Genomic DNA, 26,429 nt, shown 5'->3' on the forward strand with positions numbered 1-26,429 from the left:
CTCTGCGGAAAGATACCTGGATTGCTTCGCTTCGCTCGCAATGACAAGTGCTAACCAAACCGCCTCTTACGCCATTCGATCAAGACGGCGCTGACCTCTTCCGGCTTCTCCTGCTGCGTCCAATGGCCACTGTCTTTCACCAGGTACTTCTCGAGATCAGCCACCAGTCTCTCCATGCCGTCGGCCGCGGACGGCGGCAGCACGGCGTCGTTCTCGGCCATGATCATCAGCGACGGCACGCTGATGTGGTGGTCCAATCCTTTCGAGCGTTCCCAATTGCGGGTGAAATTGCGGTACCAGTTGATCCCGCCGGTGAAACCAGTCCTCGTAAAGGTATCGACAAACACCTTCTTCTCGTCGGCCGACAGGATCGGCGTGCGCGGGTCGAGCTTGGCGTCATAGGCCGCCACCATCTGCGGGAATGCCAGGTTGGTCTTGGACGAGGCGCCGACGCCCGCGATCGGCGCCTCCTCTGATTTCACCGCCGGCCGCGGCAGCGGCTTGCGCATGAAGGCATCAAAGGTCTGCTCGACGCGACCGCCAAAAATCTTGTCCGGCTCGCGCGCGGGATCCTGGAACTGGACGATATACATCTGGTCGCCGAAGCGCTGGCGAAACAGCGCAATCGGATCCACCGGCGCGCGATCCCAATGCGGCGTGTTGACACCAACGACACCGGCAACTCGCGTCGGATGCCGCAACGGCATTTGCCAGACGACGAAGCCGCCCCAATCATGGCCGACGAAGATCGCCTTCTCGATGTTGAGATGGTCGAGCAGCCCGACGAGATCGCCCGTCAAATGCTCCATGTCATAGGCCTCGACCGGTTCAGGCCGGTCGGTCGTGCCATAGCCGCGCTGGTCCGGCGCGATCACGCGGATGCCCGCCTCGCTCAGCGCTTTGATCTGGTGGCGCCAGGAGAAGGCGAGCTCGGGCCAGCCATGGCACAGCACGACCGGCGGCTTGTCCGTGATCGGGCCCGCTTCGTAATAGCCCATGCGGATTCCGTTCGTCGTCGCGAACTGAAGCGGCGGCATTTCAACCATTGTGAGGATCCTGACAAAGCTTGCTATTCAGCCGCGCCCTTGATGTCCGTCGCCGGCGGTGCATAGGCGGCTTCGAGCGCAGCAAATTCCTCCGGCAGCATGTCGCACATCACCTGCACATGCGGAATGATGTTGGCGCCGACGATGAAGCCGAAATCGAGCTGGTCGCGGTAGCTCTGAACCGTGATGTTGAGTGCCTGCCCGTGGGTCGAGATCGACACCGGGAAGATGTGCAAGAGCTCGGCACCGGCCGCGTACAGCGTCTGCCGCGGCCCCGGCACGTTGGACACCGTGATGTTCGCCGCGGGCGGCAGCACGTCCGACAGGTTGGAGCGGCTGTAGAGCAGCGCCAGGATCTGCACCATGATCGGCGCGCCCAGCATCGAGATGTTGGAAACCTGAGGCATCAAGGCGCGAAGCGGATGCGACATCTCCTTGGATTTGGTCGATTGCGCGATGATGGCCTCCAGCCGCGCCTTGGGATCCTCGACATTGGTGGCGATCGAGCAGATCATGCCGAACACCTGGTTGTTGGCCTCGGTGTTTCCCTCCTCGCGCAACGAGATGGGCACGGCGGCGGTCAGGGATTTCGCCGGCAGCGTGCCGTATTGCTGAAGATAGCGGCGGACGACGCCCGAGGCGAGCGCCAGCACGACGTCGTTGAGCTTGCCGCCGGCCTGCTTGGCCAGCGCCTTGGCCCGCGACAGCGAGATCGACACGCCGGCAAAGCTCCGCTCCGACGAAATCGTCTTGTTGAGCATGGTCGGCGGCGACACCATGCTGGCGAGGCTCTCGCGCGATTTGGGATCGGCGATCTTGCCGAGCACGTCGGACACGCTCTTGAGCACGGTCGGGATATTGCCGGCAAAGCGCACCGCGCTCTCGATCTGGTACATCGCGTTGTCGAACAGGATCGAGCCGATGTCGCTCTTGCCGGTGCGCGGCAGTTGCAAGTTCTTCGCGGCCGTCGACGCATCGAGCGGCTGGCTGAACAGCTGCTGATAGGAATCGAGCAGGTTTGCCGCGATGTCGCGCGGCTCCTGGCCGGGCTTGGCTCCCGCCGTCGGCGGCTCGACCTTCCGCGGGATCGGCGAGATATCGTAGATCATGTTGGTCAGCGCCGCGCCTGCGCCGCCATCGATAGCGGCGTGGTGCATCTTGGAATAGAGCCCAACCTCGTTGTCCTTCATGCCCTCGAACACGTAGAACTCCCACAGCGGGCGGGCGCGGTTCAGGAGTTTTGCGTGCATCCAGCCGACGATGCGCTCGAGCGTTGCGCGGTCGCGCGGCTGCGGCAGGCTGGCGCGGAAGATGTGACGGTCGATGTCGAACTGGTCGTCCTCAACCCAGGTTGGATGATCAATATCAAGTGGCGCTTTCTCCAGGCGCGCCTTGAGGATCGGCGCGATATGCAGCCGTGAGACGATCATCGCCTTGAAGTCTTCGAAGAAGTCGCCCTTGTAATCGTCGGGCAGGCGAAAGATCGCCATGCTGCCGACATGCATCGGCATCTCAGGCGTTTCCAGATACAAAAACGATGCGTCCAGCGACGACAGCTTCTTACCGTCAGCCATAGTTCCCTCCCGAAGAATTTGACGGGCGCTCTTGGACGGCGCTTCTCGTCAGACCGATACTGCCCGCTCTGGCGGGGCATATGCAATGGCAAACGGGCCTGACCGGTCAAACGCCAGAACTCTCCCTCCGGTTGGGCCAGTCGATCCGCCACGGCCCACAACGCTGCGGGGTTGACGCCGAGCCCGACATGGCTCGCGAAGTACACCTCGATGTTCTCCGCACGGCCCGACGGGTGCAGCAGGCAGGTCCGCCAGTTCACGACACCGTCGCCGCGCGAATAGATCGAGGTCGCCGGCACCGGAAGTTCGCCGGCGATCGCCTCGCGCGCTTCCGCGAAATCCTCGACCCGCTCGCCCGACACCGCCTCGTACAGTGCCGTCGCATTGGTTGCCTTCACGTCGCTGGCAAAGGGACTGCCGAGCGTGACGACATAGCGAACCATCTCGGGCGCCTGAAGCGCGAGATCGCGGGCGTAAACGCCGCCGAGACTCCATCCGACCAGACTGACTTTTCGCCCGCTTGCGCCGTGGATTTCAGCGAGGCGCGCGCGCAGGCCTTCGCGCATTCGCGCCAGACCGCCGAGATTGCGGCCCATCCGCCAGGCATGGGTCTCATAGCCGAGCTCGCCGAGATAGCGCCGCATCGGCGCCATCGAGAGATCGCTGGCGAGAAATCCAGGCAGCGCCAGCACCGGATGGCCGTCGCCCCTGGGTGCGCGCATCAGGAGCGGCGATAGCAGGAGGCTGGCGTTGAATTCGAACAGAGCGCGTGCTTCCGCGAGCAACAGGCCGAGGGCCGGCGGACGAAGCCGACCCGAGCCCGGCGCCCCGTCGCGCGCATCAGGCATTACTTCTTCTTGTCGCCGCCGCGCGGGCTGCCGAGACCGGCCATGGTCACGAACATGTCCTGAAACCGCTCGGCGATCTTGGGATCGAAGGTGAACCAGCTCTGGATCAGCGATTCCGGCGAGACCTTCTCGATGTTGCTCAGGACCTGCTGCTGGAGCTTGTCCATCACCGCGGTCTGCATCGGCGCCACGTCAGGCAATCCGAAGAACTGGCGGGCTTCGAGGGGGGTGCAGTCGATTTCGATATTAACCTTCATGTCCCCTCCGGACGAGATTCGAGCCGTCTGCCCGCAGTATCGCCGCGAGTTGTGGTGCGACGCAAGCGACCTGATGCGGGCGCGCCATGGCCGATCCGGCAATCGGCTGATATGGTCAACCAAAGTCGAAAAAGGGCGGAGCTCCATGCCGGGCCGCAAGGTCAGCATTGCTGCACAGCGGTGCAACTTGGCGCGTTCCTTGCTGGAATGGCGCTTGCACGGGTCGAGAACTCTGGGCAACATGCATCGATCAGCCCCGCCGAACAATCAAAAATCACGGCGCGGGCGAGTGGAGAGGGTCAAGAATGTCAGTCGGACGAAGTCTTTTTGCGGCGACGCTCGCCGGTGTGCTTGCGTTGGCAGTTTCGCCGGCGTCGAGCCAGACGCTGCGCTACGCCAACCAGGGTGAGCTGAAATCGCTCGACCCCTACACGCTGAACGAATCGACCACCAGTGCGCATCTCGGCCATGTCTATGAGGGCCTGGTTGCCCGCGGCAAGGACCTGAAGATCGTCCCGGCGCTCGCCGAGAGCTGGGAGACGCCGGAGCCGACGCGCTGGCGCTTTCACCTGCGCAAGGGCGTGAAATTCCACAACGGCGATCCCTTCACCGCTGACGACGTGGTGTTCTCGGCGGAGCGCGTGCGAGCAAAGGGCTCGAATTTCCAGAGCCGCGTTCCCGCCGACGCCAAGGTCGTCAAGGTCGACGATTACACCGTCGATTTCATCTTGACCTCGCCCAATCCCATCCTGACGGCGTTGTGGGCGACCTGGTACATCATGGACAAGAAATGGGCAGAGGCGAACGATGCGGTGGCACCGACGCCCGCCGCCGCGACGACCCCGAGCTACGCTTCGCTTCATGAAAACGGCACCGGCCCCTTCATCATCGAAAGTCATCAGCCGGGCGTGAAGACCGTCTTCAAGCCCTATCCGAACTGGTGGCGCAAGCCGGAACACAATCTGAAGGAGATCATCTTTACGCCGATTGCCAACCCCGCCACGCGTGTTGCGGCGCTGTTGTCCGGCGAGGTCGATGTGATCGAGCCGGTTCCTGTCCAGGACATCGAGCGCGTCAAAGCGAGTCCCAACGCCACCGTGCTGACGGGACCCGAACTCCGCACCATCTTCGTTGGCATGGACCAGGCCCGCGACGAGCTCCTGTATTCCAACGTCAAGGGCAAGAACCCGTTCAAGGATGTTCGCGTCCGCGAAGCCGTCTACCGGGCGATCGACGTCGACCTGATCAAGAATCGGGTCATGCGCGGGCTGTCCACGCCCTCCGCTTTGATGGTGGCGCCGGAGATCTTCGCGTCGAAGGACTTCATCCGACCGAAATTCGACCCTGAGGCCGCCAAGAAGCTCCTCGCCGACGCCGGCTATGCCGGCGGCTTCGAGGTGACGATGGACTGCCCGAACGACCGCTACGTCAATGACGCCGCGATCTGTCAGGCCATCGTCGGCATGCTCGCCCGCATCAACATCAAGGTGGATCTGCTGGCGCAGCCCAAGGCGCAATATTTCGCCAAGGTGCTCAAGCCCGGCGGCTACAAGACCTCGCTGTACATGCTGGGCTGGACCCCGGATACGCTAGACTCCCAGAACGTCCTCCACGACATCATGGGCTGCCGGGACGATCCCAAGGATCCCAACCGCGGCGAAGCCAATCTCGCAGGCTATTGCAACAAGCAGTTCGACGAACTCGCCGACAAGGTTCTCGTGGAATCCGATACGGCCAAGCGCGATCTCCTGATCAAGCAGGCCTTCGAGCTTTCGATGAAGGACTGGGCCTATATCCCCCTGCACCAGCAGGCGCTCGCCTGGGGTGTGTCTAAGAAGGTGAAGCTGACCCAGCGCGCGGACAACATGGTCATGCTCTACTGGGCGACCAAGCAGGACGAGTAGGTGTCGACATCTTGTGAAGTCCCGGAAGCACCCGCTTCCGGGACTTGCTGTTTCGGGTTAACGCAATGATGCGTGCTGCTGAAGACATGTGAAAGGAACAGATGCTCGCTTTCACACTGCGCCGGGCCATCCAGGCCATCGGTGTCATGATCGCCGTCGGGATCATCGCGTTCTCGATGTTCCGGTTTGCCGGCGATCCCGTAAACCAGATGGTCGGGATGGACACGTCGGGTGCCGAACGCGCCGCGATCCGCAAATCGCTCGGCCTCGACGACCCCGTTCTCGTGCAATTTGGCCGCTATATCGGCAACGCTGCGCAGTTCAAATTTGGCGTGTCCTACCAGTTCCGCCTGCCCGTCAACAATCTGCTGATGGAGCGGATGCCCGCGACGCTGGAGCTGGCGATCTGCGCCACCATCTTCGCGATGGTCAGCGGCATCCTGATGGGCGTCTATTCGGCGCTGCGCCGTGACAGCTGGCTCGCCCATACGTTCCAGGCCGTCTCCCTGATCGGCATCTCGCTGCCGACCTTCCTGATCGGCGTTCTCATGATCTACCTGTTCTCGGTTACCCTCGGCTGGCTGCCTTCGTTCGGGCGTGGCGACGTCGTGCATATCGGTTGGTGGACCACCGGCCTGCTGACGGTCTCCGGCTTGAAAGCGTTGATCATGCCCGCAATCACGCTTGGGCTGTTCCAGATGACGCTGATCATGCGCCTCGTGCGCGCGGAGATGCTGGAAGTGATGCGGACGGACTATATCCGCTTTGCCCGAGCCAGGGGTCTGACCACGCGCGCGATCCATTTCGGCCATGCGCTACGCAACACAATGGTTCCCGTGATCACAGTCGCCGGCCTGCAGTTTGGCTCGGTCATTGCTTTCGCGATCATCACCGAAACCGTGTTCCAGTGGCCCGGCATGGGGCTCCTGTTCGTGCAGGCCGTTCAGAACGTCGATATCCCGATCATGGCGGCCTATTTGATGATGGTGTCGCTGATCTTCGTCACCATCAATCTCGTGGTTGATATCCTCTACACCATCGTCGATCCGCGGCTGCGCTCGACGGTCAGCCGGGCGCACTGACATGAGCGAAGCCGTCGTTCCCCACACGACCGAGAAGCGCGCTGCGGCCGCGCCCGGCTGGTTCAGGCGCGCACTCGACAGCGACCTGTTCTATTCGTTCCGCCGCTCCAAGATCACCATGATCGCAGCGGGCGTGACGCTGCTGTTCTTCCTTCTCGCGATCTTCGCCTCCGTGCTGTCGGTGCAGAATCCATTCGACCCGGCGCAGCTGCAGCTGATGAACTCGCGCATCTCGCCGCTCTGGACCGCCGACGGCCAGAGCCCGTTCCTGCTCGGCACCGACGAGCAGGGTCGTGACGTGCTGTCGGCGATTCTTTACGGCCTGCGCATCTCGCTTCTGGTCGGCGTGCTCGGCGTCGTGCTCTCCGGCGCGATCGGCATCCTGCTTGGGCTGACGGCCGGCTATTTCGGCGGTGCGGTGGATGGATTGATCATGCGCGTCGCCGACGTGCAGCTTTCCTTCCCGGCCATCCTGATCGCGCTCTTGATCAACGGCATCGCCAAATCGGTCTTCGGCAACAAGCTCGACGAGATGAGCATGCTGGCGGTCCTGGTCTTCGCGATCGGCCTGAGCTTTTGGGTGCAGTATGCGCGCACCGTGCGTGGCTCGGTGCTGGTCGAGAAGAACAAGGATTACGTCGCCGCCGCCCAACTGATCGGCCTGTCCGCCCCGGTGATCATGCTGCGCCACGTACTGCCGAACACCACCGGGCCGATCCTCGTGATCGCCACCATCAACCTCGCGCTTGCCATCATCACCGAGGCAACGCTGTCGTTCCTCGGCTCGGGCATGCCCGAGACCATGCCGTCGCTCGGCACGCTGATCCGCATCGGCAACGGTTATCTGTTCGCTGGCGAATGGTGGATCGTCGCCTTCCCCGGCATCGCACTCGCGGCGTTGATCCTGTCGATCAACCTGCTCGGCGACTGGCTACGTGACGCCCTCAACCCCAAACTTCGATGAGCATGCCGCGTTCATGACCGAACCCGTTCTCTCCGTCCGTAATCTACAGGTCGAGTTCGCCTCTCGCCGCGGCACGCTGCGCGCCATCAACGGCGTCTCCTTTGATATCGCCAAGGGCGAGGTGCTGGGCGTGGTCGGCGAATCCGGCGCCGGCAAATCCGTCACCGGCCTTTCGGTGATCGGCCTGATCGATCCGCCCGGCCGTATCGCCGGCGGCGAGATTCGCCTCGCCGGCCTGCGCATCGACAATCTGCCGCCGGAGGAAATGCGCCGCGTCCGCGGAAAGCGCATCGGCATGATCTTCCAGGATCCCCTCACCTCGCTCAATCCGCTGTACAAGGTCGGCGACCAGATCGTGGAGACGATCCGGACCCACCTCAATCTGTCGGAGCAGGCGGCGCGCCGCCGCGCCATCGACCTGCTCGCCGAAGTCGGCATCCCTGCTCCCGAAAAGCGCATTGACGGTTATCCCCACGAATTCTCCGGCGGCATGCGCCAGCGTGTGGTGATTGCGCTGGCGATCTGCGCCGAGCCGGAGCTGATCATCGCCGACGAGCCGACCACCGCGCTCGACGTCTCGGTCCAGGCGCAGATCATCTCGCTGATCAAGCGGCTCGGGCGCGACCACGGCACCGCCGTGATGCTGGTGACGCACGACATGGGCGTGATCGCAGAAACCTCCGATCGCGTCGCGGTGATGTACGCCGGCCGCGTCGCCGAGATCGGCCCTGTGCAGGACGTCGTGCGTAACCCGCTGCATCCCTATGCCAAGGGCCTGATGGGCGCGATCCCGACGCTTGCCGGTGACGACAAGCGCCTCGTGCAGATCCCCGGCTCCATGCCGCGTCTCTCGGCGATTCCGCGCGGCTGCTCGTTCAATCCGCGCTGCGCTTTCGCTTTTGACCGCTGCCGTGTCGAGCGGCCGGAGCCACTGGCGCGTGGCACACAATCGGTCGCCTGCCATCTCTACGACACCGCCCCGGCGGAGACCGCCGCATGAGCACGCCTTTCGTCCAGGCTACAAACCTGCGCCGCGTCTTCGACGTTTCGAAACCCTGGCTCAATCGCGTACTTGAAGGCGGGCAGCTCGAATATCTCAAGGCTGTCGATCACGTCAGCTTCGACATCAAGAAGGGCGAGACGTTTGCGCTGGTCGGCGAGTCCGGCTCGGGCAAGACCACGGTGGCACGCATGGTGGTCGGCCTGTTGCCGCCGAGCTCCGGCGACGTCCTGATCGACGGAGTCTCCATGACAGATCCGCGGCAAGGCCAGGCGCGACGAAAGCTGCGCCGCCGCATTCAGATGATCTTTCAGGATCCCTATGCCAGCCTGAACCCGCGCTTCCGCGTCGACGCCATCATCTCCGAACCGATTCGCGCCTTCGACCTGATCCAGGGCGAGCGTGATATCCAGGCCCGCGTCGGCGAGCTGCTCAGCCTCGTCGGCCTGCATCCGGACGACCGGCTGAAGTTCCCGCACGAATTCTCCGGGGGCCAGCGCCAACGCATTGCGATCGCGCGAGCGCTCGCCTCCGACGCCGAGTTCATCGTGTGTGACGAGCCCACTTCGGCGCTCGACGTATCCGTACAGGCACAGATCCTGAACCTGATGCGCGATCTCCAGGACAAGTTCGGACTGACCTACATGTTCATCAGCCACAACCTGGCCGTGGTCCGCCACATGGCGAGCCGGGTTGGGGTGATGTATCTCGGCCGGATCGTGGAGATCGCGGAGGGACGCGAGCTGTTCGCCAGTCCCCGCATGCCCTACACCAAGATGCTGCTGGGCGCCGTGCCCGATCTTGCCATGAGCGGCCGCCAGCGCATTCCGGTGAAGGGCGAGATTCCGAACCCGATCAATCCACCGCCAGGCTGCGCCTTCAACCCGCGCTGCCCGCTGGCATTTGATCTTTGCCGCAAGGAAACTCCGGAACTGATCGACGGCGTCGCCTGCCACGCCGTAAACACCGCACCGGTCCCGGCGTGACGCGCGCGTGCCATGCTATCAGCGCATTGCCGGCTCGGCATTGCCTGTGATCAATTGCGCGCGCCGCAAATGAGGTAGCCCATGGCTAGCAATGTCAATCCGGATCCCTTCACGACACGCCCCGAGATCGAGGGCACATTCGGGGTCGTCGCGACCACGCATTGGATCGCGACCGCCGTCGGCATGTCCATCCTGGAAAAGGGCGGCAACGCCTTCGATGCCGGCGTCGCCAGCGCCTTCACGCTGCAGGTGGTCGAGCCGCATCTGAACGGGCCCGGCGGCGACGTGCCGATCATCGTGCACGACGTGAAGCGCGGACGCACCGAGGTGATTTGCGGCCAGGGTCCCGCGCCCGCGCGTGCCACCATCGCTCATTACAAGAGCGAGGGGCTCGACATGGTGCCCGGCACCGGCCTGCTCGCCGCCTGCGTCCCCGGAACGTTCGAATCCTGGATGATGCTCCTGCGCGACTACGGCACCATGCGCGTGCGCGACGTGCTGGAGCCCGCAATCTCCTATGCGCGCGACGGCTATCCGCTGGTGGAACGCGCCTGCGCCACGATCCAGACCGTCGAGCAGCTGTTCCGCAAGCACTGGCCGACCTCGGCGGCGGTCTACCTGCCGAATGGCGAGGTGCCGAAGCCCGGCACGATGTTCACCAACAAGACGCTGGCTGCGACTTACGCCCGCATCCTCAGCGAGGCCGAGAGCGGAGGTGGCGGCCGCGATGCCGAGATCGAGCGCGCGCGCAAGGCCTGGTCGCAAGGCTTCGTCGCGGAAGCCATCGACAAGTTCTGCCGCACCCAGGAGGTGATGGATGTCAGCGGCTCGCCGCATCGCGGCGTGCTCTCCGCCGACGATATGGCACGCTGGCAGCCGACGGTCGAAGCACCACTCGCCTACGACTACGGCCGCTACACCGTCTGCAAGGCGGGCGTCTGGAGCCAGGGTCCGGTGACGCTGCAGCAACTCGCGCTCTTGAAGGGTTTTGCACTGGATGGACTCGACCCGACCGGACCGGAATTCATCCATCTCCAGATCGAATGCGCAAAACTCGCTTTCGCCGACCGCGAAAAATTCTACGGCGATCCGAAATTCAGCGAGATCCCGATCGGGACACTGCTGTCGGATGCCTATAACGACGAACGTCGCAAGCTGGTCACCGACAAGGCTTCGCTCGATCTCCGGCCCGGCGCGGTCGAAGGCTTCGGCGGCGTGGTCAAGCTGCGACGCGCTGAAGGCCAACGCGATGCCGTCGGCGCGCTCGGCGCCGGCGAGCCGACGGTGGGGCGCTTCGGCGAGGTGCGCGGCGACACCGTGCATTTCGACATCATCGACAAGGCCGGCAACATGGTGTCGTCGACCCCGTCCGGGGGCTGGCTGCAATCATCGCCTGTCATTCCGGAGCTGGGTTTCTGCCTCGGTAGCCGCGCCCAGATGTTCGACTTGGAGGAGAACCAGCCGAGCTCGCTCGCCCCCGGCAAGCGGCCGCGCACGACGCTGTCGCCGTCCATGGCGCTGCGCGATGGCGAGCCGTACCTGGCCTGGGGCTCGCCCGGCGGCGACCAGCAGGATCAGTGGATCACACAGTTCTTCCTTCGCCATGTCCATTGCAACCTCAATCTCCAGGAGGCGATCGATGCGCCGGCCTGGCATTCCGAGCACTTCCCGATCTCGTTCTGGCCGCGCACCGCACGCCCCGGCGTGCTCGTGGTCGAGAACCGCGTGCCCAAGGCGACGATCGAGAATCTTCGCGAGCGCGGACATATCGTCGAGATCGGCCCCGACTGGTCGGAGGGCCGACTCACCGCGGCCTCGCGCGTCGGGGTGCGCCGCCGGGCCGCCGCCAATCCGCGCGGCATGCAGGGCTACGCCGCGGGACGCTGAGGGCACCCCATGACCTGGTCGATCATCGCGCGCGACAATGCCACCGGCCAGTTCGGTATCGCGGTTGCGACCCGCTTCTTCGCCGTCGGCGCGCGCGTGCCCTACATCGCCGCCGGTCTCGGCGCCATCGCGACCCAGGCGTTCGTCAACCCCTATTACGGAATTGACGGCGTCAAATTGCTGCGCGAAGGCCTGAATGCGCATGACGTGCTCGCCGCGCTGCTCGCCAGCGACGATGGCCGCGAGAGCCGGCAGGTCCACATCATGGATGTCGGCGGCGCGATCGCCGCCCACACCGGGCGCGATTGTGTCGGCTGGTGTGGTCACATCGCCGGCAACGGCTTTTCGATCGCAGGCAACATGCTGGCGGGCGCCGATGTGCTTGCCGAGACGGCGAAGACCTACATTGCCAATGACAGCCTGCCCTTCCCGCGCCGGCTGCTCGCGGCGATGCGTGGAGGCGAAGCCGCCGGCGGCGACAAGCGCGGCAAGCAGTCTGCGGCGCTGTTGATCCACGGCGAGGAGGAATGGCCGGCGCTGGACATCCGCGCCGACGATCATGCCGATCCGCTCGGCGAGCTCGAACGGCTCGAACGCGTCAGCCACGAGCTCTGGGTCCACTTCCGCGCCTCCATGCCGACGCGGCAGAACCCGGCCGGCAATACCGATCGCAGCGTCATCGAGGCCAGCATCAAAGCGGCCCAGGCACGGTAGGCATGAACGCGAGCCCTCTCATCGAGATCAAGGACCTGCGCATCCGCTTTCACGGTGACGAGGGCCGCATCACCCACGCGGTCGACAGCGTAGATCTCAGCGTCGCCAACGGCGCCACACTCGGCCTCGTCGGCGAATCCGGCTGCGGCAAGAGCGTGACGTCGCTCGCGATCATGGGACTGCTGCCGAAACAGACGACCGACATATCAGGCGCGATCCGCTTCGACGGTTTCGACCTGCTAAAGACGACGGACGAGACCCTGCGGGACCTGCGCGGCAACCGGCTCGCGATGATTTTTCAGGAGCCGATGACTTCGCTCAACCCGAGCTTTACGATCGGCGACCAGATCATCGAGACCATTTTGCGCCACCGTGGCGGCTCGCGGAGGTACGCGCGCGAGCGCGCAATTGAGCTGCTGCGCCGCGTCCACATCCCCTCGCCGGAACGGCGGATCGACGACTATCCGCACAAGCTGTCGGGCGGCATGCGCCAGCGCGTCATGATCGCGATAGCGCTCGCCTGCGATCCGCAGCTCCTGATCGCAGACGAGCCGACCACCGCGCTCGACGTCACCTTGCAGGCCCAGATCCTGGAGCTGATGCGCGAATTGAAAGCCGCGAGCGGCGCCGCCATCATCCTGATCACCCACGATCTCGGCGTCGTCGCCGAGGTCTGCGACGAGGTCGCGGTGATGTATGCCGGAGAAATCGTCGAGCGCGCGCCGGTCGACGAACTGTTCTCCGCGCCACAGCATCCCTACACCGTCGGCCTGCTCGGCTCGATCCCGCGTCTCGACCATCGCGCCGAGCAGCTCGCGACCATCGAAGGAATGGTCCCGAACATGGCCCAGCCACCCGCGGGCTGCCGCTTCGCCGCGCGCTGCCCGTTCATGCTGGACGTCTGCACCAAGGCGCGGCCACCGCTGGTGGAGGTCAGCCCGGGACATGTCTCGCGCTGCGTCCGCGCGCCGCTCGAACTCCTGGTGTCGTGATGGCGCTCCTCGAGGTCGAAGGCCTGGTCAAGCACTTCGTCGCCGAACGCTCGTTGTTTGGCCGGGCACGCTCACATGTCAAAGCCGTCGATGGCGTTTCTTTTTCGCTCGAGGCCGGCAAGACCCTTGCCTTGGTCGGCGAATCCGGCTGCGGCAAATCGACCGTCAGCCGCCTGGTGCTGCGGCTGATCGAGCCCGATGCAGGCAGCGTGCGGTTTGGCGGCCGCGACCTGCTCTCGCTCGATGCCGACGCGCTCCGAAAATTCCGCCGCGAGGCGCAGATCATCTTTCAGGATCCTTACGCCTCGCTCAACCCGCGCATGACCGTCGGCCAGATCCTGACCGAGCCGCTGGCGCTGCACGATCTCGTCCCATCCGCACAACGGCGCGAGCGGGTCGCGGAACTGCTGCGGCTGGTCGGGCTGGAGCCGCGGCTGGCCCGGCGCTATCCGCACGAGTTCTCCGGCGGCCAGCGCCAACGCATCGCCATCGCCCGCGCGCTCGCGGTCGAGCCGAAGCTCATCATCTGCGACGAGCCGGTCTCGGCGCTCGACGTCTCGATCCGCTCCCAGATCCTCAACCTCCTGCGCGAGCTGCAGGACCGGCTTGGTCTCGCCTACATTTTCGTGTCGCACGACCTCGCGGTGGTCAAGCACATCGCGGACCGCGTCGCGGTCATGAATCTCGGCTGCATCGTCGAGGAAGCCGATGCGGACGAGTTGTTCGCCCGGCCCCGTCATCCCTATAGTCGCGCGTTGCTGTCCGCGATCCCCCTGCCGCAGCCTCACGCCAAGCGGGCGAAGGTCGTGCTGCAAGGCGAGATTCCGAGCGCGCTCAACCCGCCGGCCGGCTGTCGTTTCCATACCCGCTGCCCCTTCGTGATTGACCGCTGTCGCACCGAGCCGCCAGCGTTGGCGGCCGACGGAGCCGGGCACGCCACCGCTTGCCATCGTGTCAATGAGCTCCCGCCGGCCGATACCATCCTGCCCGCAACCGGGGGATTCTCACCGGCATTGGCGAAATTAGTCGCGGCTTTCAGCCGAAAGACGGAAGGCGCGAGGCCCGTCGGGGTTGGTATACAGAGTGCAAGGCCTTCGCCGCCGTAGCCGAAGCAATGGGGATTGACCGATGAAGATGTTTCGCCTGGCCGCAATGGCGGCTGCCTTCTTGCTATCGTTTAGCGCCGCCCAGGCCCAGACCACGCTCCGCATCGGCCTTGCCGAGGATCCTGACATCCTCGATCCCTCCATGGCGCGCACCTATGTCGGCCGCATCGTGTTCGCAGCGTTCTGCGACAAGCTGTTCGACATCGACGAAAAGCTCAACATCGTGCCGCAGCTCGCGCTGTCGAGCGAGACGGTCGATGACGGCAAAGGCCTCGTCATCAAGCTGCGGCCGGGCGTGAAATTCCACGATGGCGAGCCGTTCGATGCGGAAGCCGCCAAATTCTCGCTGGAGCGCCACCTGACGTTCCCGGGCTCGTTCCGCAAGCCGGAGCTGGCTTCGGTCGACCACATCGATATCGTCGATCCCCTGACCATCAAGCTGGTGCTGAAGTCGCCGTTCTCGCCGCTGCTCGCCCAGCTCACCGACCGCGCCGGCATGATGATGTCGCCGAAAGCGGCCAAGGAAGCCGGTGACAAGTTCGGCCTGCACCCCGTCTGCGCCGGCCCCTACAAGTTCGTCGAGCGCGTGCAGCAGGACCGCATCGTGTTCGAAAAATTCGCGGACTATTGGAACAAGGACAACGTCTTCATCGACAAGATCGTGTTCCAACCCATTGTCGATGCCACCGTGCGGCTGGCGAACCTGAAATCCGGCGGCCTCGACCTGATCGAGCGCGTGCTCGCGACGGATCTGAAGGAGGTGCGCGCGGATTCACGGCTGAAGGTCGCCACCGCCATCGAGCTCGGCTATCAAGGCATCACGCTCAATATCGGCAAGGACAAGGCCAAGGGGCCGCTCAGCCAATCCGCCAAGGTGCGGCAGGCGCTCGACCTTGCGATCGACCGTGAGGCGATCAACCAGGTCGTGTTCAACGGCGAGTTTCAGGTCGGCAATCAATGGATCAATCCTGATCATCCCTACTACCAGAAATCCCTGCCCGTCCGCGCCCGCGACGTGGAAAAAGCCAAGGCGCTGCTGAAGGAAGCCGGCGTGAAGCCGCCGGTCAGCGTCGACTTTCTGGTGCCGAAAGGCGCGGAAAACGAAACACCGGCGCAGGTGATCCAGTCGATGGCCGCAGAAGCCGGCTTCGACATGAAGATCCGCCTCACCGAGTTTGCGACCGGGCTGAAGCAGGCCGAGGCAGGCGATTATCAGGCCTTCTGGCTCGCCTGGAGCGGCCGCATCGACCCCGACGGCAACACCTTCGTCTTCCTGCACAGTGGTGCGCCTCAGAATTACGGCGACTGGACCAACGCCCAGGCTGACAAAGCACTGGAAGAGGCGCGGCTCGCGACCGATTTCGCCAAGCGCAAGGCGAGCTACGAAACGCTGGCGAAGCTGGTCCAGGATGAGGAGCCCATCCTTTATCTCTACCACCGGCGTATCATCATCGCCCATACGACGAAGCTGGAGGGCTACAAGCAGATGCCGGACGGACTCGTGCGCGTCGTCGGCCTCAAGCTGAAGTGACGCCGCGGGAATGCTGAATTTCCTCGCCCGCCGTCTCGCGCAGATCGTGCCGACGCTGTTCTTCGTCTCGGTGCTGATCTTCTCGCTGCAGCAATTGCTGCCGGGCGATCCCGCGCTGGTGATGGCCGGCGAGGAGCGCGATCCCGCCGTGATCGAGCAGATCCGGCACCAGTACCGGCTGGATCAGCCGGTGCCAGTGCAATACGCCTACTGGATCAAGGGCGTGCTATCGGGTGATTTCGGCGAGTCGCTGCGCAACAAGATGCCGGTGCGCGAGCTGATCGCGCAGAAGCTGCCGGTGACGCTGCAACTCGGTTCGATGGCCATCATCATCGCGTTCCTGATCGGCATTCCCGCCGGGATCGTCGCGGCCGTGAAGAAAGGAACGGCCTGGGACTACGGCGCCAATTTCTTCGCGCTGTGGGGCATCTCGACGCCGAATTTCTGGCTCGGCATCATGCTGATCTTCCTGTTCTCGATCGAGCTGGGCTGGCTGCCGGCCTCGGGCTATGTGCCGCTGACCGAGGACTGGCGTGCGAGCCTTGCCGCCACCATCATGCCGGCCTTCGTGCTCGGCAACGCCATTGCGGCGGTCCTGATGCGCCATACCCGCAGCGCCATGCTCCAGGTGCTGGAAAGCGATTATGTGCGCACCGCGCGCGCGAAAGGCCTGTCCGAGCGGACGGTCATCCTCAAGCATGCCATGCGCAATGCGTTGACGCCGATCATCACACTCGGCGCGCTCGAGCTCGGCACGCTGCTGTCAGGCGCCGTGCTGACCGAGCAGATCTTCTCGATTCCCGGCTTCGGCAAGCTGATCGTGGACGCCGTATTCAATCGCGACTACGCCGTGGTGCAAGGCGTGGTGCTGGTGACCGCGACGATCTACATCACGCTCAATCTGGTTGCCGACGTCGCCTACATCCTCGTCAATCCAAGGCTGCGAGGCTAGTGTCATGACTGATGCTGCCTTGTCTCGCCCGCATGTGCAAGCCGACGAGCTAGACAGCCCGGCACGCCGCGCGCGGCGGCGGCTGTTCAAACGCAAGGCAGCGGTGTTTGGGCTCGTCGTGCTCACGATGTTCATCACTGTTGCAGCCCTGGCGCCGCTCATCGTTCCCTACGATCCCATCGCGACGAGCTGGAGCCTCGTGCGCAAGCCGCCCACGGCCGCGCACTGGTTCGGCACTGACGAGCTCGGCCGTGACGTTCTGAGCCGCATCGTCTACGGCGCTCGGGCCTCGCTGCTGGCCGGCCTGATTTCGGTCGCGATCGCGCTCGGCATCGGCGTGCCACTCGGTCTGCTCGCCGGCTATCGCGGCGGCTTCGTCGATGCGCTGATCAGCCGGATCACCGATGCGATGCTGGCCTGCCCGTTCCTGATCCTGGCGATTGCACTGGCGGCGTTCCTCGGTCCGAGCCTCGGCAATGCCATGATCGCGATCGGCATCTCGGCAACGCCGGTCTTCATCCGCCTGACCCGCGGGCAGGTCTTGAGCGTCAAGGCCGAGGACTATGTCGAGGCGGCACGCGCGCTTGGCAATCCGCCATGGCGGATCGCCCTCTCGCACATCCTGCCGAACATCCTGCCGGCGCTGCTGGTCCAGGCGACCTTGTCGATCGCCGCGGCCATCATCGCAGAGGCTGCGCTCTCGTTCCTCGGCCTCGGACAACAGCCGCCGTCACCGTCCTGGGGCAGCATGCTCAATGCGGCGCAACGCTTCCTGACCCAGGCGCCCTGGATGGCGGTCTGGCCGGGGCTGGCCATCTTCCTCGTGGTGCTGTCGCTGAACCTGCTCGGCGATGGCCTGCGCGACGCGCTGGACCCGCGCCAGCGTTAGATGACCACCTCGCGCATCACGCGGCGGCAATCCATCTCGTATTCGAGGTCGACCACCGGCGGTCGCGCGAAGTGCCAGGTCAGACCGGAGCGCAATGCGCCGCGACAAACCAGTTCGTCGGCCAGAGTGTGGTGGAAATCGCGGATCGAATAGGCTTGCACGCCCGTGGTGTCCGTCCAGCCAAAGCCGAACGCCGCCATCCGGCCTTCCATCTGCGAGGTCGTGAACCGAACTTTCTCGCGAAGTCCGTCCGGACTGAGGTCGCGGTAGCGCACGGTACGCTCCACATAGCTCCCGCCGCCCTCCCGTGCTTCGGCGCCGCCGGCGATCACGAAGGTCGGAGTTTTCGCACGCGTCGGGCGGGTGAAGGAGAACGCATAAAACGACGGTTCCGACGGCGGATCGATCTCGGGGCAGACATTGCTTCGCGCCACCGGATTGGTGGTGCCGTCGAAGATGCCCCACTCCGACAACGTCTTCACATAATGCAGATTGAAGGCACGAAAGCCTTCCTCAGTGAACGCCGCGGGCGAACGCAGCTCGCAGGCGCAGAAGGCCGTCAGCGGGCGCCCCGCCTCCTGGATGAACTTCGCTGCGAGCGCAAATCCCTCCGCGAGGGGCACGAGACGGTCGAACCGGACACGCTCGATCTCGTAATCATTGTCCGCGACCGCACCTGCCGAATATTGGAACACCGACGGAATGAAGCGATAGTTGCCGGCAGAAAATGCTTGCGTCATGGCGGCCTCCTATTCCAGTTGCATGCGGATGCCTTTGGCGCCGTTCAGCAGACGCTTCAGGTGGAAGCCGGCCAGGGGATCATCGGCATGCATGCCGACCAGCGCGGCAAAGGCGGGCATGGCGGCGGCATCGCCGGCCTCCATCTTGGCGAAGGCCTCGGAATAGAGCGCCGTTGCCGGTGCCTCGAATGTGGCCGGTGGCAGCGGCTCGAAAGCGCGCAAGGCTTCGCGGCGCCCGCGCAGCACCAATTCGCCGACGGGGCGTCCCTGAAAATTCTCAGCCCTCTCGGCGACGCTCGAGCTGACGCATATCCGTGTACCCAAGTGCTTGTTGGCGGCCTCCAGCCGTGCCGCGGTATTGATGGTGTCGCCGTAGGCAGTGTAGTCGAAGAAGCGGTTGCCGCCGAAATTGCCGACCAGCGCCGGTCCGGCGTGAATGCCTATCCTCGTGGCGCCGAAGTTCACGCCCCTCGCCTTCTGGCGTGCGCAAAACTCCTGCGCCCAGCGATCGAGGTCATGCGCGCAGGCGACCGCTCGCGTCGCATAGTCCGGCTGATCACCCGGTGCATTGAACAGCACCTGGATTGCATCACCGATGATCTTGGCGACTGTCCCCTCATGCGCGAACACCACTTCGGTCATCCCGCCGACATATTCGTTGAGGAGCTCCCCGAGCGTCTCAGGCGCCGCGCTCTCGACCAGCGACGTGAAGCCGGTGATATCGGTGAAGATGGTCGCGACATCGCGCCACTGGACGGCGATCCCCTCGCCCTCTCCACCTGCCGCCAAACGCTTGGCGAGCTCGGGGGAGAAATGACGCGACAGCGCCGCATGCGCGCGCTCGGCTTCCATCTGGCGCCGCCGCACCTCGCGCAGCATCTCGATGTGGCGAACGGTCTTCTGGATCGTTGTTTCCAGGTCGAGGAAGTCGATCGGCTTAGTCAGGAAGTCGAATGCGCCGCGGTTCATGGCCGTGCGGATGTTGCTCATGTCGCCATAGGCAGAGACGATGATGGTCGACTTCTTGTCCTCGGCCTCCTGAAGCTTCGCGAGCAGTGAGAGCCCGTCCATGCGCGGCATGTTGATGTCCGAAACGACGAGGTCAACGAGCGGATTCTGTTCGATCGACTCCAGCGCCTCGACGCCATCGCGCGCGAAAATGAAGTTGACTAGCCCATCGCGGATCTGCCTGCGGAATTTTTGCAGGATCAGAGCCTCCAGATCCGGTTCGTCGTCAACGAAGAGGATGGTCGGGATCATGCCGCCTGCTCGAGCCTCGTGTCGATCTCCTGGCGCAACTGCGCAAAATCGATCGGCTTGGTGAGGAGCCCTGTGGCGCCGCCTTCGATCGCCTTCCGGCGCGTCTCGACATCGCCATAGGCCGTGATCATGATGACCGGGACATGCGGATGGTCGGCGCGTACCTTGGGCAGCATGTCGAGCCCGCTCATGCCGGGCATGTTGATATCGGACAAGATCAGGATCAGCGAAGGATCCCGCACCTCGGCTGCGCGCTTGATCGCGTCGGGCGCCGAGAGCGCAAATTCCATATGGAAGCGGCCGGCGCGCAGATCGCGCCGGAACTGCTGGCGGAACAGCGCCTCGACATCGGGCTCGTCATCGACGACCAGGATGTAAACGTTCAAGTCTTGCCTCCGGAAGGACCGCCTGCCGCCATCACGCGCGGTAGGGTGATGATGAATTCGGTAAATACACCGGCCTCGGTGTTCACGTCGATCGTCCCGCCATGCTGCTTCACGATGATGTCGTGGCTCATGGAAAGGCCAAGTCCGGTGCCTTCACCCGCCGGCTTGGTGGTGAAGAAGGGATTGAACATCTTCTCCTTCACCTCCTGCGGAATACCCGTACCGTTATCGCGGATGCGGATCTCCACCCTGCCACCGAGATTCTTCGTCACGGCGCTCAAGGTCGGCTCGAATCCCTCCGCGGCGCTCTCCTTGCGTTTGGCCGCCGCATAGAAACCGTTCGAGATCAGATTGAGGAAGGCGCGGGTGATTTCCTGCGGGTAGATGTCGGCCATACCGGCGGTCGGATCGAGGTCGCGCTCGAGCGTCACGTTGAATGATGGTTTTTCGGCGCGCGCGCCGTGATAGGCCAGATTGAGGCTCTCCTCGACGATCGCATTGACGTCGGTGGAGCGATGCTCGCCGGAGCCCTCGCGTGAATGCAGCAGCATGTTCTTGACGATGGAATCGGCGCGCTTGCCGTGCTGCACCACCTTCTCCAGGTTTCCGCGCAGCATGCCTGTCAGCTCGTCCACCTCGTCCTTCGTCTTGTCGTCGAGAGAAGCCGTTCGCAGAACCTCCTTGAGCTCGTCGATCAATTCGGTCGACACCGAGGAGAAATTGTTGACGAAGTTGAGCGGGTTCTTGATCTCGTGGGCAATGCCTGCCGTGAGCTGGCCGAGCGAGGCCAGCTTCTCGGTCTGAACCAGGCGGTCCTGCGCCGCGCGCAGGTCGTCGAGGGATTGCCTCAGTTCTGCGGTCCGCCGCTCGACCTTGTGTTCAAGGTCGGCGTAGGATTCCTGCAAGCGCTCGCCCATGTGGTTGAACTGGTTCGCGAGCTCCTCGAGTTCGTCGCCGGTCCTGATCGATATCCGCTGCGCGAAATCGCCCCCGCCGATGCGCATCGCCCCCGTACGCAGCGCCTGGATCGGGCCGACCATGCGGCGCGCGAGAAAGACTCCGGCGAGCACCGCGAAGATCGATGCTCCGAGCAGGACAATTGCGAGCCGCTCCAACGAGGCATAGAGCGCCGCATAGGCCTCCTCGACCGGCAGCTCGACGAACATGGTCCAGCCGACCGGGCTGATCGGCGCAGAAGTCGTCAGGACTTTCTGTCCCTGGATGTTGGTCGCCTCCTGCAAAGCATCCGGCATGACACCGCCGCCGGCCAGCGCGGCGCGCACCTGCGCCAGCCCGGACAGATCTGTATTGCGCAGGACCAGGCTGATGTCGGGGTGCGCAATCAGGCGCCCCTCCGGACCGACCACATAGGCGTGTCCATGCTCGCCGACCTTGATCCGGGACACGACGTCCCAGATCAGCTTGAGGTTGACGTCCGCGATGCTGACGCCGGCATCCTTGCGCGCGCCGGCCTGCGCCAGCGTCATGTAAGGCTCGGACTCCCTGCGGAAATAGACCGGTCCGTAAAAGACCTTGTGCGCAACCGCCTGGGTGAACTTCGGATCGCCCGACAGGTCGGCGCCACTGTCGATCACGTCCATGGCCAGACGCGAGACGCGCAGGCGCTCCCTGCCGGTCGAATCCACCTGGGCGAGCTCGGTGATCGCAGGCACCTGACGCAGCAGCCGCAGCGCGTCAAACCGGCGCGGCTCGATCGAGCCTGCCGACCACGGTAGCTGCGTGGTCCAGCCCAGCTGGCTCTCGATCTCCTTGACGAACTGGCTGATCTTCGCGGCGGCCGCCTCGGCCTGCTCGTGCTGGACCCGGATCAGCGCGGCCTTGTGCTCCCGGTAATAGAAGAGAACCTCGAACAGCCCATTGGCCAGCAGGGCGACGGCGACGACAGCCACGAACAGTCCGACATATTTGGTGAACAGCCGAGTCCTGATGCGGCCTTCCGGAGTGCTTGATACTCCGCCGTCCCCGGTCGCGCGTGCCAGGGCCCCGGTTTGCGGGGTATCGGAATGGACGGAAATGCTCATTCCCCAAGCCTAGCAAGAAGGCCGTGCCTTGTCTCCCGCCGCAGCGGGCAGGGTTACTCGATGACCTCGTCGGCAAGGGCCAGCAAGGTCGGCGGAATTTCAAATCCGGCTGCCTTGGCGGTCTTGAGATTGATCACCAGGGGATAGCGGGTCGGCAGCTCGAACGGCAGATCGCCGGGGCTGGCCCCGTTGAAAATGCGGGCGACGAGCGCTGCAGCCCGCTCGAAGGATTCCGGCACATCCGCTCCGTAAGACATCAGTCCGCCGTCGCGGGCAAGGTCGGCATTTTCGTAGATCGCCGGCAGCTTTCGGACGGCGGCGAACTCGAACACCCGCTTGCGGTTGAGAATGGTGAGCGCGTCGGCCACCATCAGGATGCCGTCCGGGAGATCGCCGTTCATCACGGAGAACGCCTCGTCGAAGTCGTCAGGCTCGCGGACGCCGAGCGCCTGCACGGTCAACCCGAGCTCCTGGGCCGCCTTCGCCGAGGCCTGATAGCGCGTGGTCATGCCGAGGTCGTCCTTGTTCCAGAGCATTGCGACCTTGGATAGTTTCGGCGACATGTCCTTGAGCAGCGACAGCCGCTTCGCGCTGAGCGTTGCCGCGACATCCGAAATCCCCGTGATCTGGCCGCCTGGATGCGCCAGGCTTTCTATCAGCTTGGTTTCGACGGGATCACCGATGCCGCTTGCCGCCACCGTCGCAATGCCAGCCGCCTTCGCCGCCATGGCCGTCGGGTAGCCCACGATCACGACTGCATCGATGTTTTTGGTCTTCAGCTCACCGATCAGTGCGGGAAGCTTGGCGACATCGCCCTGGGCGCCGCGCGCCTCAAAAGTCAAGTTCTGGCCAAGCTTGAAACCACGCTCGCCGAGCACCTTGATCAGGATCTTGCCGCCCGGACTGGTTTCGGTAATTGGCGAGATCGGGGTCAGTGTGCCCAGATGAAACGTTCGGCCGCCCTCAGCCGCAGCGGAGCGCGGTCCCAACAGCGACACACTACCGAGCCCTCCCAGGAATTCACGCCGCCTCATCGTATCTTCCCTGCCCTGGCGCAACAGCGCGCTGGACAAAGTCTAGCACGGGACGAGAAAAAAGCGGCAATGGCGATGGCCATTGCCGCTCTGCAATCTCCGCTTCCGACGGTCTCAGGTGGGGCGTAACGCCTTGCCACTGAGGTCGAGTTCGTTGACCTGCTTATTGCGCTCGGAATCGGCCGCCGCACGATGGTCGGTCGCCAGCACGACATAAACCGCCGGCAGCACGAACAGGGTGAACAGCGTGCCGATCGACATGCCGGCGACGACCACAAGGCCGATCGAGAAGCGGCTGGCCGCACCGGCGCCGGACGCGGTCAGCAGCGGGATCAGGCCGGTCACCATCGCAGCCGTCGTCATCAGGATCGGCCGCAAACGGATGCGGGCCGACATCTCGATGGCCGAGCGGCGGTCGAGCCGCTCGTTGACCTGGAGTTCGTTGGCGAACTCCACCATCAGGATGCCGTGCTTGGTGATCAGGCCCACCAGAGTGAGCAGACCGACCTGGGTGTAGATGTTCATGGTCGCCACGCCGAAGAACAGCGGGATCAAGGCACCCACGATCGCCATCGGCACCGAGATCATGATCACGAACGGATCCCGCAGGCTCTCGAACTGCGCGGCCAGCACCAGGAAGATGATGATCAGCGCGAAGCCGAAGGTGATGGCGAGCTGATTGCCTTCCTGCACGTACTGCCTGGAATCCGCGAGATAGTCGTGACTGAATCCCTGCGGCAGCTTCTTGGCCTCGCCCTCGAGGAAGTCCACCGCGGCGCCGACGGTGACGCCGGGCATCGGCACGGCCGAGAACGTCGCCGAGTTGAGCTGATTGTAGTGCGTCAGCGAATTCGGATCGGTCTTGGTCTTGATCGAGACCACGGTCGACAGCGGAAGCTGCTGCCCGGTATTGGTCGTCACATAATAGCCTCCGAGCGATTCCGGAGAGAGGCGCTCGCTACGCGGCACCTGCGGGATCACCTGATACGAACGTCCTTGGAGATTGAAGCGGTTGATATAGTTGCCGCCGAGCAGAACCGCGAGCGTCGAGCCGAGATTCTGCATGTTGACGCCAAGATCCTGCGCCTTGGTGCGGTCGATCGTGACTTCGACGTTCGGCTGGTTGTAGGCGAGATCGCTGTCGGAGACGATGAACATGCCGCTCTTGCGGGCCGCGTCCTTCAGCTTCTCCATCTGCTCATAAACGGTCTGGAAGCCCGCGGTGGAGCTGATGACCATCTGCACCGGCAAGCCCCCAGGGCCGCCCGGCAGCGGCGGCAGGTTGAATGCGAAGGCCTGGACGCCCTCGATCTTGGAAAGCTCGGCCTGAACCAGAGGCTTCAGCGCGATCGAGGAGCGCTTGCGCTCGTCCCACGGTTTGAGCAGCATGCCGGCGATGCCGCCTTGCGGACCGTTGATGCCGTTCAGCACGAAGCGAAGATCGGTCTCCGGGAAGCTCTGAAACTTCTTGTCGAGCTTGTCGCCGTAGAAATCGACATAGTCGATGTTGGCGTATTTCGGCGCCTTGGTCACCGCGAACACGATGCCCTGGTCTTCCTCAGGCGCCAGCTCTTTCGAGGTGTGCATGTAGAGGAAGCCGACAAGCCCGAGGATCGTCACCGCGAACAGGCCGGTGATGGCCTTGTAGTCGAGCGAGCGATCGAGCCGGCGGCCGTACCAACGGGTCAGCGCGCCGAACACTCTGTTGACGAGCTTTGCGAAGCGGCCCTCTTCGGTGTTCTTGAGGAGCACCGAACACATCATCGGCGACAGCGTCAGGGCGATCACGCCCGACACGATCACCGAGCCGGCGAGGGTGAAGGCGAATTCGCGGAACAGCGAACCGGTGAGGCCGCCGAGGAAGCCGATGGGGGCATACACGGCCGCGAGCGTGATGGTCATCGACACGACGGGGCCGACGATCTCGCGCGCGCCTTGGAGCGATGCCTGGACTGGCGTCTTCCCTTCCTCCAGATGGCGGTGGATGTTCTCCACCACGACAATGGCATCGTCGACCACGAGGCCGATCGCGAGCACCATCGCGAGCAGGGTCAGCAGGTTGAAACTGAATCCCAGCGCCAGCATCAAGGTACAGACGCCGATCATCGACAGCGGGATGGTGACCACAGGGATGATGACCGAGCGGAGCGAAGCCAGGAACAGGAAGATCACCACGATCACGATGATCACGGCTTCGCCCAGCGTCTTCTCCACCTCGTCGATCGAGGATTGGATGAACTTGGTCGAGTCGTAGGCGACCTTCATCTTCATCGACGGCGGCAGGTTGCGTTCGAGCTCGGGGAACAGTGCGCGCACGCCCTTGACCAATGTCAGTGGGTTGCCCTGTGGCGTCGCCTGCACGCCGATGAAGATCGCATGCTCGCCGTTGAAGGCGACGCTCGCGTCCGTGCTCTGGGCGGCAAGCTCGACGGTGGCGATGTCCTCCATGCGCACAAAGCCGCCGTCCTTGGCCTTGACGATCATCTTCTTGAACTGGTTGACGTCGGTCAGACCCGTGTTCGTCGAGACGTTCGAGACGATGAGGTAGCCTTTGGTCTGGCCCGCCGCGGACTGGAAGTTGTTGGCCGTGATCGCGGAGGCGACGTCCGCCGGCGATACGTTGCGGCCGGCCATCTTCACCGGATCAAGCCAGAGCCGCATCGCAAAGGTCTGACCGCCGAGGATGTCGGCCGAGGCCACGCCGTCCACCGTCGACAGCACCGGCTGAACCACGCGCGTCAGGTAGTCCGAGATCGCCGAGCCCGACAGCTCCTCCGAGGAGAATCCGAGATACATCACGGCCGTGGTCTGGCCCGTGGTCTTGGTGACGATCGGGTCGTTGGACTCCTTCGGGATCAGGTATTTGACCGAGTTCGTCTTGGCCAGCACCTCGGTGAGCGCCTGGTTCGGATCGAAATTCAGCTTGATGTAGACCTGGATCGTCGAGGTGCCGAGCACCGAGGATGAGGTGATATAGTCCACGCCCTCGGCGGAAGCGACCGCCTGCTCGATCGGCGTCGTGATGAAGCCCTGGATCAGGTCCGCGGACGCGCCGGGATAAACGGTCGTGATGTTGATGACCGTGTTCGACAGTTTCGGATACTGCCGGATCGGCAGCACCATCGCCGCGCGCAGTCCGATCAGCAGGATCAGCAAGCTGACAACGACCGACAGAACCGGGCGCTTGATGAAAATATCAGTAAAGGCCATCGCGGCGATCTCGATTTCTTTGTCT

The 26,429-nt window shown here is 64.0% G+C and carries 21 protein-coding genes and 1 pseudogene; 12 read left to right on the forward strand and 10 right to left on the reverse strand.

The features are described from left to right. Window positions 1-50: 50 nt before the first annotated feature. The 4 genes and pseudogenes from X265_RS26455 to X265_RS26470 form a co-directional block, all read right to left on the reverse strand. Window positions 51-1,046 carry an alpha/beta fold hydrolase gene (locus X265_RS26455; RefSeq protein WP_128967492.1) on the reverse strand — a complete coding sequence of 332 codons (996 nt, stop codon included), beginning with the start codon at window positions 1,044-1,046 and terminating at the stop codon, window positions 51-53. Between the two features lie 23 nt (window positions 1,047-1,069). Continuing rightward, window positions 1,070-2,620, reverse strand: coding sequence for a WS/DGAT/MGAT family O-acyltransferase (locus tag X265_RS26460; RefSeq protein ID WP_128967493.1), 1,551 nt, complete (start codon window positions 2,618-2,620; stop codon window positions 1,070-1,072). A 48-nt stretch (window positions 2,621-2,668) separates the two neighbouring features. Beyond that, window positions 2,669-3,468 (reverse strand): annotated as a pseudogene (locus X265_RS26465) (esterase/lipase family protein). Further along, the gene (locus X265_RS26470) at window positions 3,468-3,725 is read right to left on the reverse strand and encodes a DUF6489 family protein (RefSeq protein ID WP_092295962.1); all 258 of its coding nucleotides are present in this window, start codon (window positions 3,723-3,725) and stop codon (window positions 3,468-3,470) included. The pseudogene X265_RS26465 and the gene X265_RS26470 overlap by 1 nt, the downstream one beginning before the upstream one ends. 305 nt (window positions 3,726-4,030) lie before the next feature. Between X265_RS26470 and X265_RS26475 the strand changes: the two genes are divergently transcribed. The 12 genes from X265_RS26475 to X265_RS26530 all read left to right on the forward strand — a co-directional run bounded on the left by X265_RS26475 (window position 4,031) and on the right by X265_RS26530 (window position 17,732). Then, window positions 4,031-5,629, forward strand: a complete 1,599-nt coding sequence (locus X265_RS26475; protein WP_128967494.1) for an ABC transporter substrate-binding protein — start codon at window positions 4,031-4,033, stop codon at window positions 5,627-5,629. Between the two features lie 101 nt (window positions 5,630-5,730). After that, window positions 5,731-6,711 carry an ABC transporter permease gene (locus X265_RS26480; protein ID WP_128967495.1) on the forward strand — a complete coding sequence of 327 codons (981 nt, stop codon included), beginning with the start codon at window positions 5,731-5,733 and terminating at the stop codon, window positions 6,709-6,711. Window position 6,712: 1 nt separating this feature from the next. Next, window positions 6,713-7,675, forward strand: a complete 963-nt coding sequence (locus X265_RS26485) for an ABC transporter permease (protein ID WP_128967496.1) — start codon at window positions 6,713-6,715, stop codon at window positions 7,673-7,675. Window positions 7,676-7,688: 13 nt separating this feature from the next. Further along, complete coding sequence (locus tag X265_RS26490) at window positions 7,689-8,675, forward strand: ABC transporter ATP-binding protein (protein ID WP_128967497.1); 987 nt, start codon at window positions 7,689-7,691, stop codon at window positions 8,673-8,675. Then, a complete protein-coding gene (locus X265_RS26495) occupies window positions 8,672-9,661 on the forward strand; it encodes an ABC transporter ATP-binding protein (RefSeq protein WP_128967498.1) in 990 nt (329 codons plus the stop codon). The genes X265_RS26490 and X265_RS26495 overlap by 4 nt, the downstream gene beginning before the upstream one ends. 81 nt (window positions 9,662-9,742) lie before the next feature. Next, complete coding sequence (locus X265_RS26500) at window positions 9,743-11,548, forward strand: gamma-glutamyltransferase family protein (protein WP_128967499.1); 1,806 nt, start codon at window positions 9,743-9,745, stop codon at window positions 11,546-11,548. Between the two features lie 9 nt (window positions 11,549-11,557). After that, entirely contained in the window at window positions 11,558-12,262 is a 705-nt protein-coding gene (locus X265_RS26505) for a DUF1028 domain-containing protein (protein ID WP_128967500.1), read from the forward strand. Between the two features lie 2 nt (window positions 12,263-12,264). After that, on the forward strand, window positions 12,265-13,254 hold the full coding sequence (locus tag X265_RS26510; RefSeq protein ID WP_128967501.1) for an ABC transporter ATP-binding protein: 990 nt from the start codon (window positions 12,265-12,267) through the stop codon (window positions 13,252-13,254). Beyond that, entirely contained in the window at window positions 13,254-14,360 is a 1,107-nt protein-coding gene (locus tag X265_RS26515; RefSeq protein ID WP_164938807.1) for an ABC transporter ATP-binding protein, read from the forward strand. Before X265_RS26510 ends, X265_RS26515 begins: the two co-directional genes overlap by 1 nt. A 22-nt stretch (window positions 14,361-14,382) precedes the next feature. Further along, window positions 14,383-15,891, forward strand: a complete 1,509-nt coding sequence (locus X265_RS26520; RefSeq protein WP_128967503.1) for an ABC transporter substrate-binding protein — start codon at window positions 14,383-14,385, stop codon at window positions 15,889-15,891. A gap of 10 nt (window positions 15,892-15,901) precedes the next feature. Further along, entirely contained in the window at window positions 15,902-16,843 is a 942-nt protein-coding gene (locus tag X265_RS26525) for an ABC transporter permease (protein WP_128967504.1), read from the forward strand. A gap of 4 nt (window positions 16,844-16,847) precedes the next feature. Continuing rightward, a complete protein-coding gene (locus X265_RS26530) occupies window positions 16,848-17,732 on the forward strand; it encodes an ABC transporter permease (protein WP_128967505.1) in 885 nt (294 codons plus the stop codon). On the opposite strand, the gene cnbZ is transcribed toward X265_RS26530, so the two are convergent. From cnbZ to X265_RS26560, 6 genes are all read right to left on the reverse strand, one after another. Continuing rightward, on the reverse strand, window positions 17,729-18,472 hold the full coding sequence (gene cnbZ, locus X265_RS26535) for a 2-amino-5-chloromuconate deaminase CnbZ (RefSeq protein WP_128967506.1): 744 nt from the start codon (window positions 18,470-18,472) through the stop codon (window positions 17,729-17,731). The two genes, X265_RS26530 and cnbZ, sit on opposite strands and share 4 nt — an antisense overlap. Window positions 18,473-18,481: 9 nt before the next feature. Further along, window positions 18,482-19,732 (reverse strand): adenylate/guanylate cyclase domain-containing protein, encoded by a 1,251-nt coding sequence (locus tag X265_RS26540; RefSeq protein ID WP_128967507.1) that lies wholly within the window; start codon window positions 19,730-19,732, stop codon window positions 18,482-18,484. After that, on the reverse strand, window positions 19,729-20,118 hold the full coding sequence (locus X265_RS26545) for a response regulator (protein WP_128967508.1): 390 nt from the start codon (window positions 20,116-20,118) through the stop codon (window positions 19,729-19,731). Before X265_RS26545 ends, X265_RS26540 begins: the two co-directional genes overlap by 4 nt. Beyond that, window positions 20,115-22,160 (reverse strand): sensor histidine kinase, encoded by a 2,046-nt coding sequence (locus X265_RS26550; protein ID WP_128967509.1) that lies wholly within the window; start codon window positions 22,158-22,160, stop codon window positions 20,115-20,117. Before X265_RS26550 ends, X265_RS26545 begins: the two co-directional genes overlap by 4 nt. Window positions 22,161-22,213: 53 nt before the next feature. Continuing rightward, a complete protein-coding gene (locus X265_RS26555; RefSeq protein ID WP_128967510.1) occupies window positions 22,214-23,194 on the reverse strand; it encodes an ABC transporter substrate-binding protein in 981 nt (326 codons plus the stop codon). Between the two features lie 114 nt (window positions 23,195-23,308). After that, complete coding sequence (locus X265_RS26560) at window positions 23,309-26,404, reverse strand: MexW/MexI family multidrug efflux RND transporter permease subunit (protein WP_128967511.1); 3,096 nt, start codon at window positions 26,402-26,404, stop codon at window positions 23,309-23,311. Window positions 26,405-26,429: the final 25 nt, after the last annotated feature.

This window comes from Bradyrhizobium guangdongense, assembly GCF_004114975.1.
GTDB classification, from domain to species: domain Bacteria; phylum Pseudomonadota; class Alphaproteobacteria; order Rhizobiales; family Xanthobacteraceae; genus Bradyrhizobium; species Bradyrhizobium guangdongense.

Bases quoted from the DNA above. Each gene is read 5' to 3' on its own strand.
- X265_RS26455 (WP_128967492.1), bottom strand. From the start codon at position 1,046: ATGGTTGAAATGCCGCCGCTTCAGTTCGCGACGACGAACGGAATCCGC.
- X265_RS26460 (WP_128967493.1), bottom strand. From the start codon at position 2,620: ATGGCTGACGGTAAGAAGCTGTCGTCGCTGGACGCATCGTTTTTGTAT.
- X265_RS26470 (WP_092295962.1), bottom strand. From the start codon at position 3,725: ATGAAGGTTAATATCGAAATCGACTGCACCCCCCTCGAAGCCCGCCAG.
- X265_RS26475 (WP_128967494.1), top strand. From the start codon at position 4,031: ATGTCAGTCGGACGAAGTCTTTTTGCGGCGACGCTCGCCGGTGTGCTT.
- X265_RS26480 (WP_128967495.1), top strand. From the start codon at position 5,731: ATGCTCGCTTTCACACTGCGCCGGGCCATCCAGGCCATCGGTGTCATG.
- X265_RS26485 (WP_128967496.1), top strand. From the start codon at position 6,713: ATGAGCGAAGCCGTCGTTCCCCACACGACCGAGAAGCGCGCTGCGGCC.
- X265_RS26490 (WP_128967497.1), top strand. From the start codon at position 7,689: ATGACCGAACCCGTTCTCTCCGTCCGTAATCTACAGGTCGAGTTCGCC.
- X265_RS26495 (WP_128967498.1), top strand. From the start codon at position 8,672: ATGAGCACGCCTTTCGTCCAGGCTACAAACCTGCGCCGCGTCTTCGAC.
- X265_RS26500 (WP_128967499.1), top strand. From the start codon at position 9,743: ATGGCTAGCAATGTCAATCCGGATCCCTTCACGACACGCCCCGAGATC.
- X265_RS26505 (WP_128967500.1), top strand. From the start codon at position 11,558: ATGACCTGGTCGATCATCGCGCGCGACAATGCCACCGGCCAGTTCGGT.
- X265_RS26510 (WP_128967501.1), top strand. From the start codon at position 12,265: ATGAACGCGAGCCCTCTCATCGAGATCAAGGACCTGCGCATCCGCTTT.
- X265_RS26515 (WP_164938807.1), top strand. From the start codon at position 13,254: ATGGCGCTCCTCGAGGTCGAAGGCCTGGTCAAGCACTTCGTCGCCGAA.
- X265_RS26520 (WP_128967503.1), top strand. From the start codon at position 14,383: ATGAAGATGTTTCGCCTGGCCGCAATGGCGGCTGCCTTCTTGCTATCG.
- X265_RS26525 (WP_128967504.1), top strand. From the start codon at position 15,902: ATGCTGAATTTCCTCGCCCGCCGTCTCGCGCAGATCGTGCCGACGCTG.
- X265_RS26530 (WP_128967505.1), top strand. From the start codon at position 16,848: ATGACTGATGCTGCCTTGTCTCGCCCGCATGTGCAAGCCGACGAGCTA.
- cnbZ (WP_128967506.1), bottom strand. From the start codon at position 18,472: ATGACGCAAGCATTTTCTGCCGGCAACTATCGCTTCATTCCGTCGGTG.
- X265_RS26540 (WP_128967507.1), bottom strand. From the start codon at position 19,732: ATGATCCCGACCATCCTCTTCGTTGACGACGAACCGGATCTGGAGGCT.
- X265_RS26550 (WP_128967509.1), bottom strand. From the start codon at position 22,160: ATGAGCATTTCCGTCCATTCCGATACCCCGCAAACCGGGGCCCTGGCA.
- X265_RS26555 (WP_128967510.1), bottom strand. From the start codon at position 23,194: ATGAGGCGGCGTGAATTCCTGGGAGGGCTCGGTAGTGTGTCGCTGTTG.
- X265_RS26560 (WP_128967511.1), bottom strand. From the start codon at position 26,404: ATGGCCTTTACTGATATTTTCATCAAGCGCCCGGTTCTGTCGGTCGTT.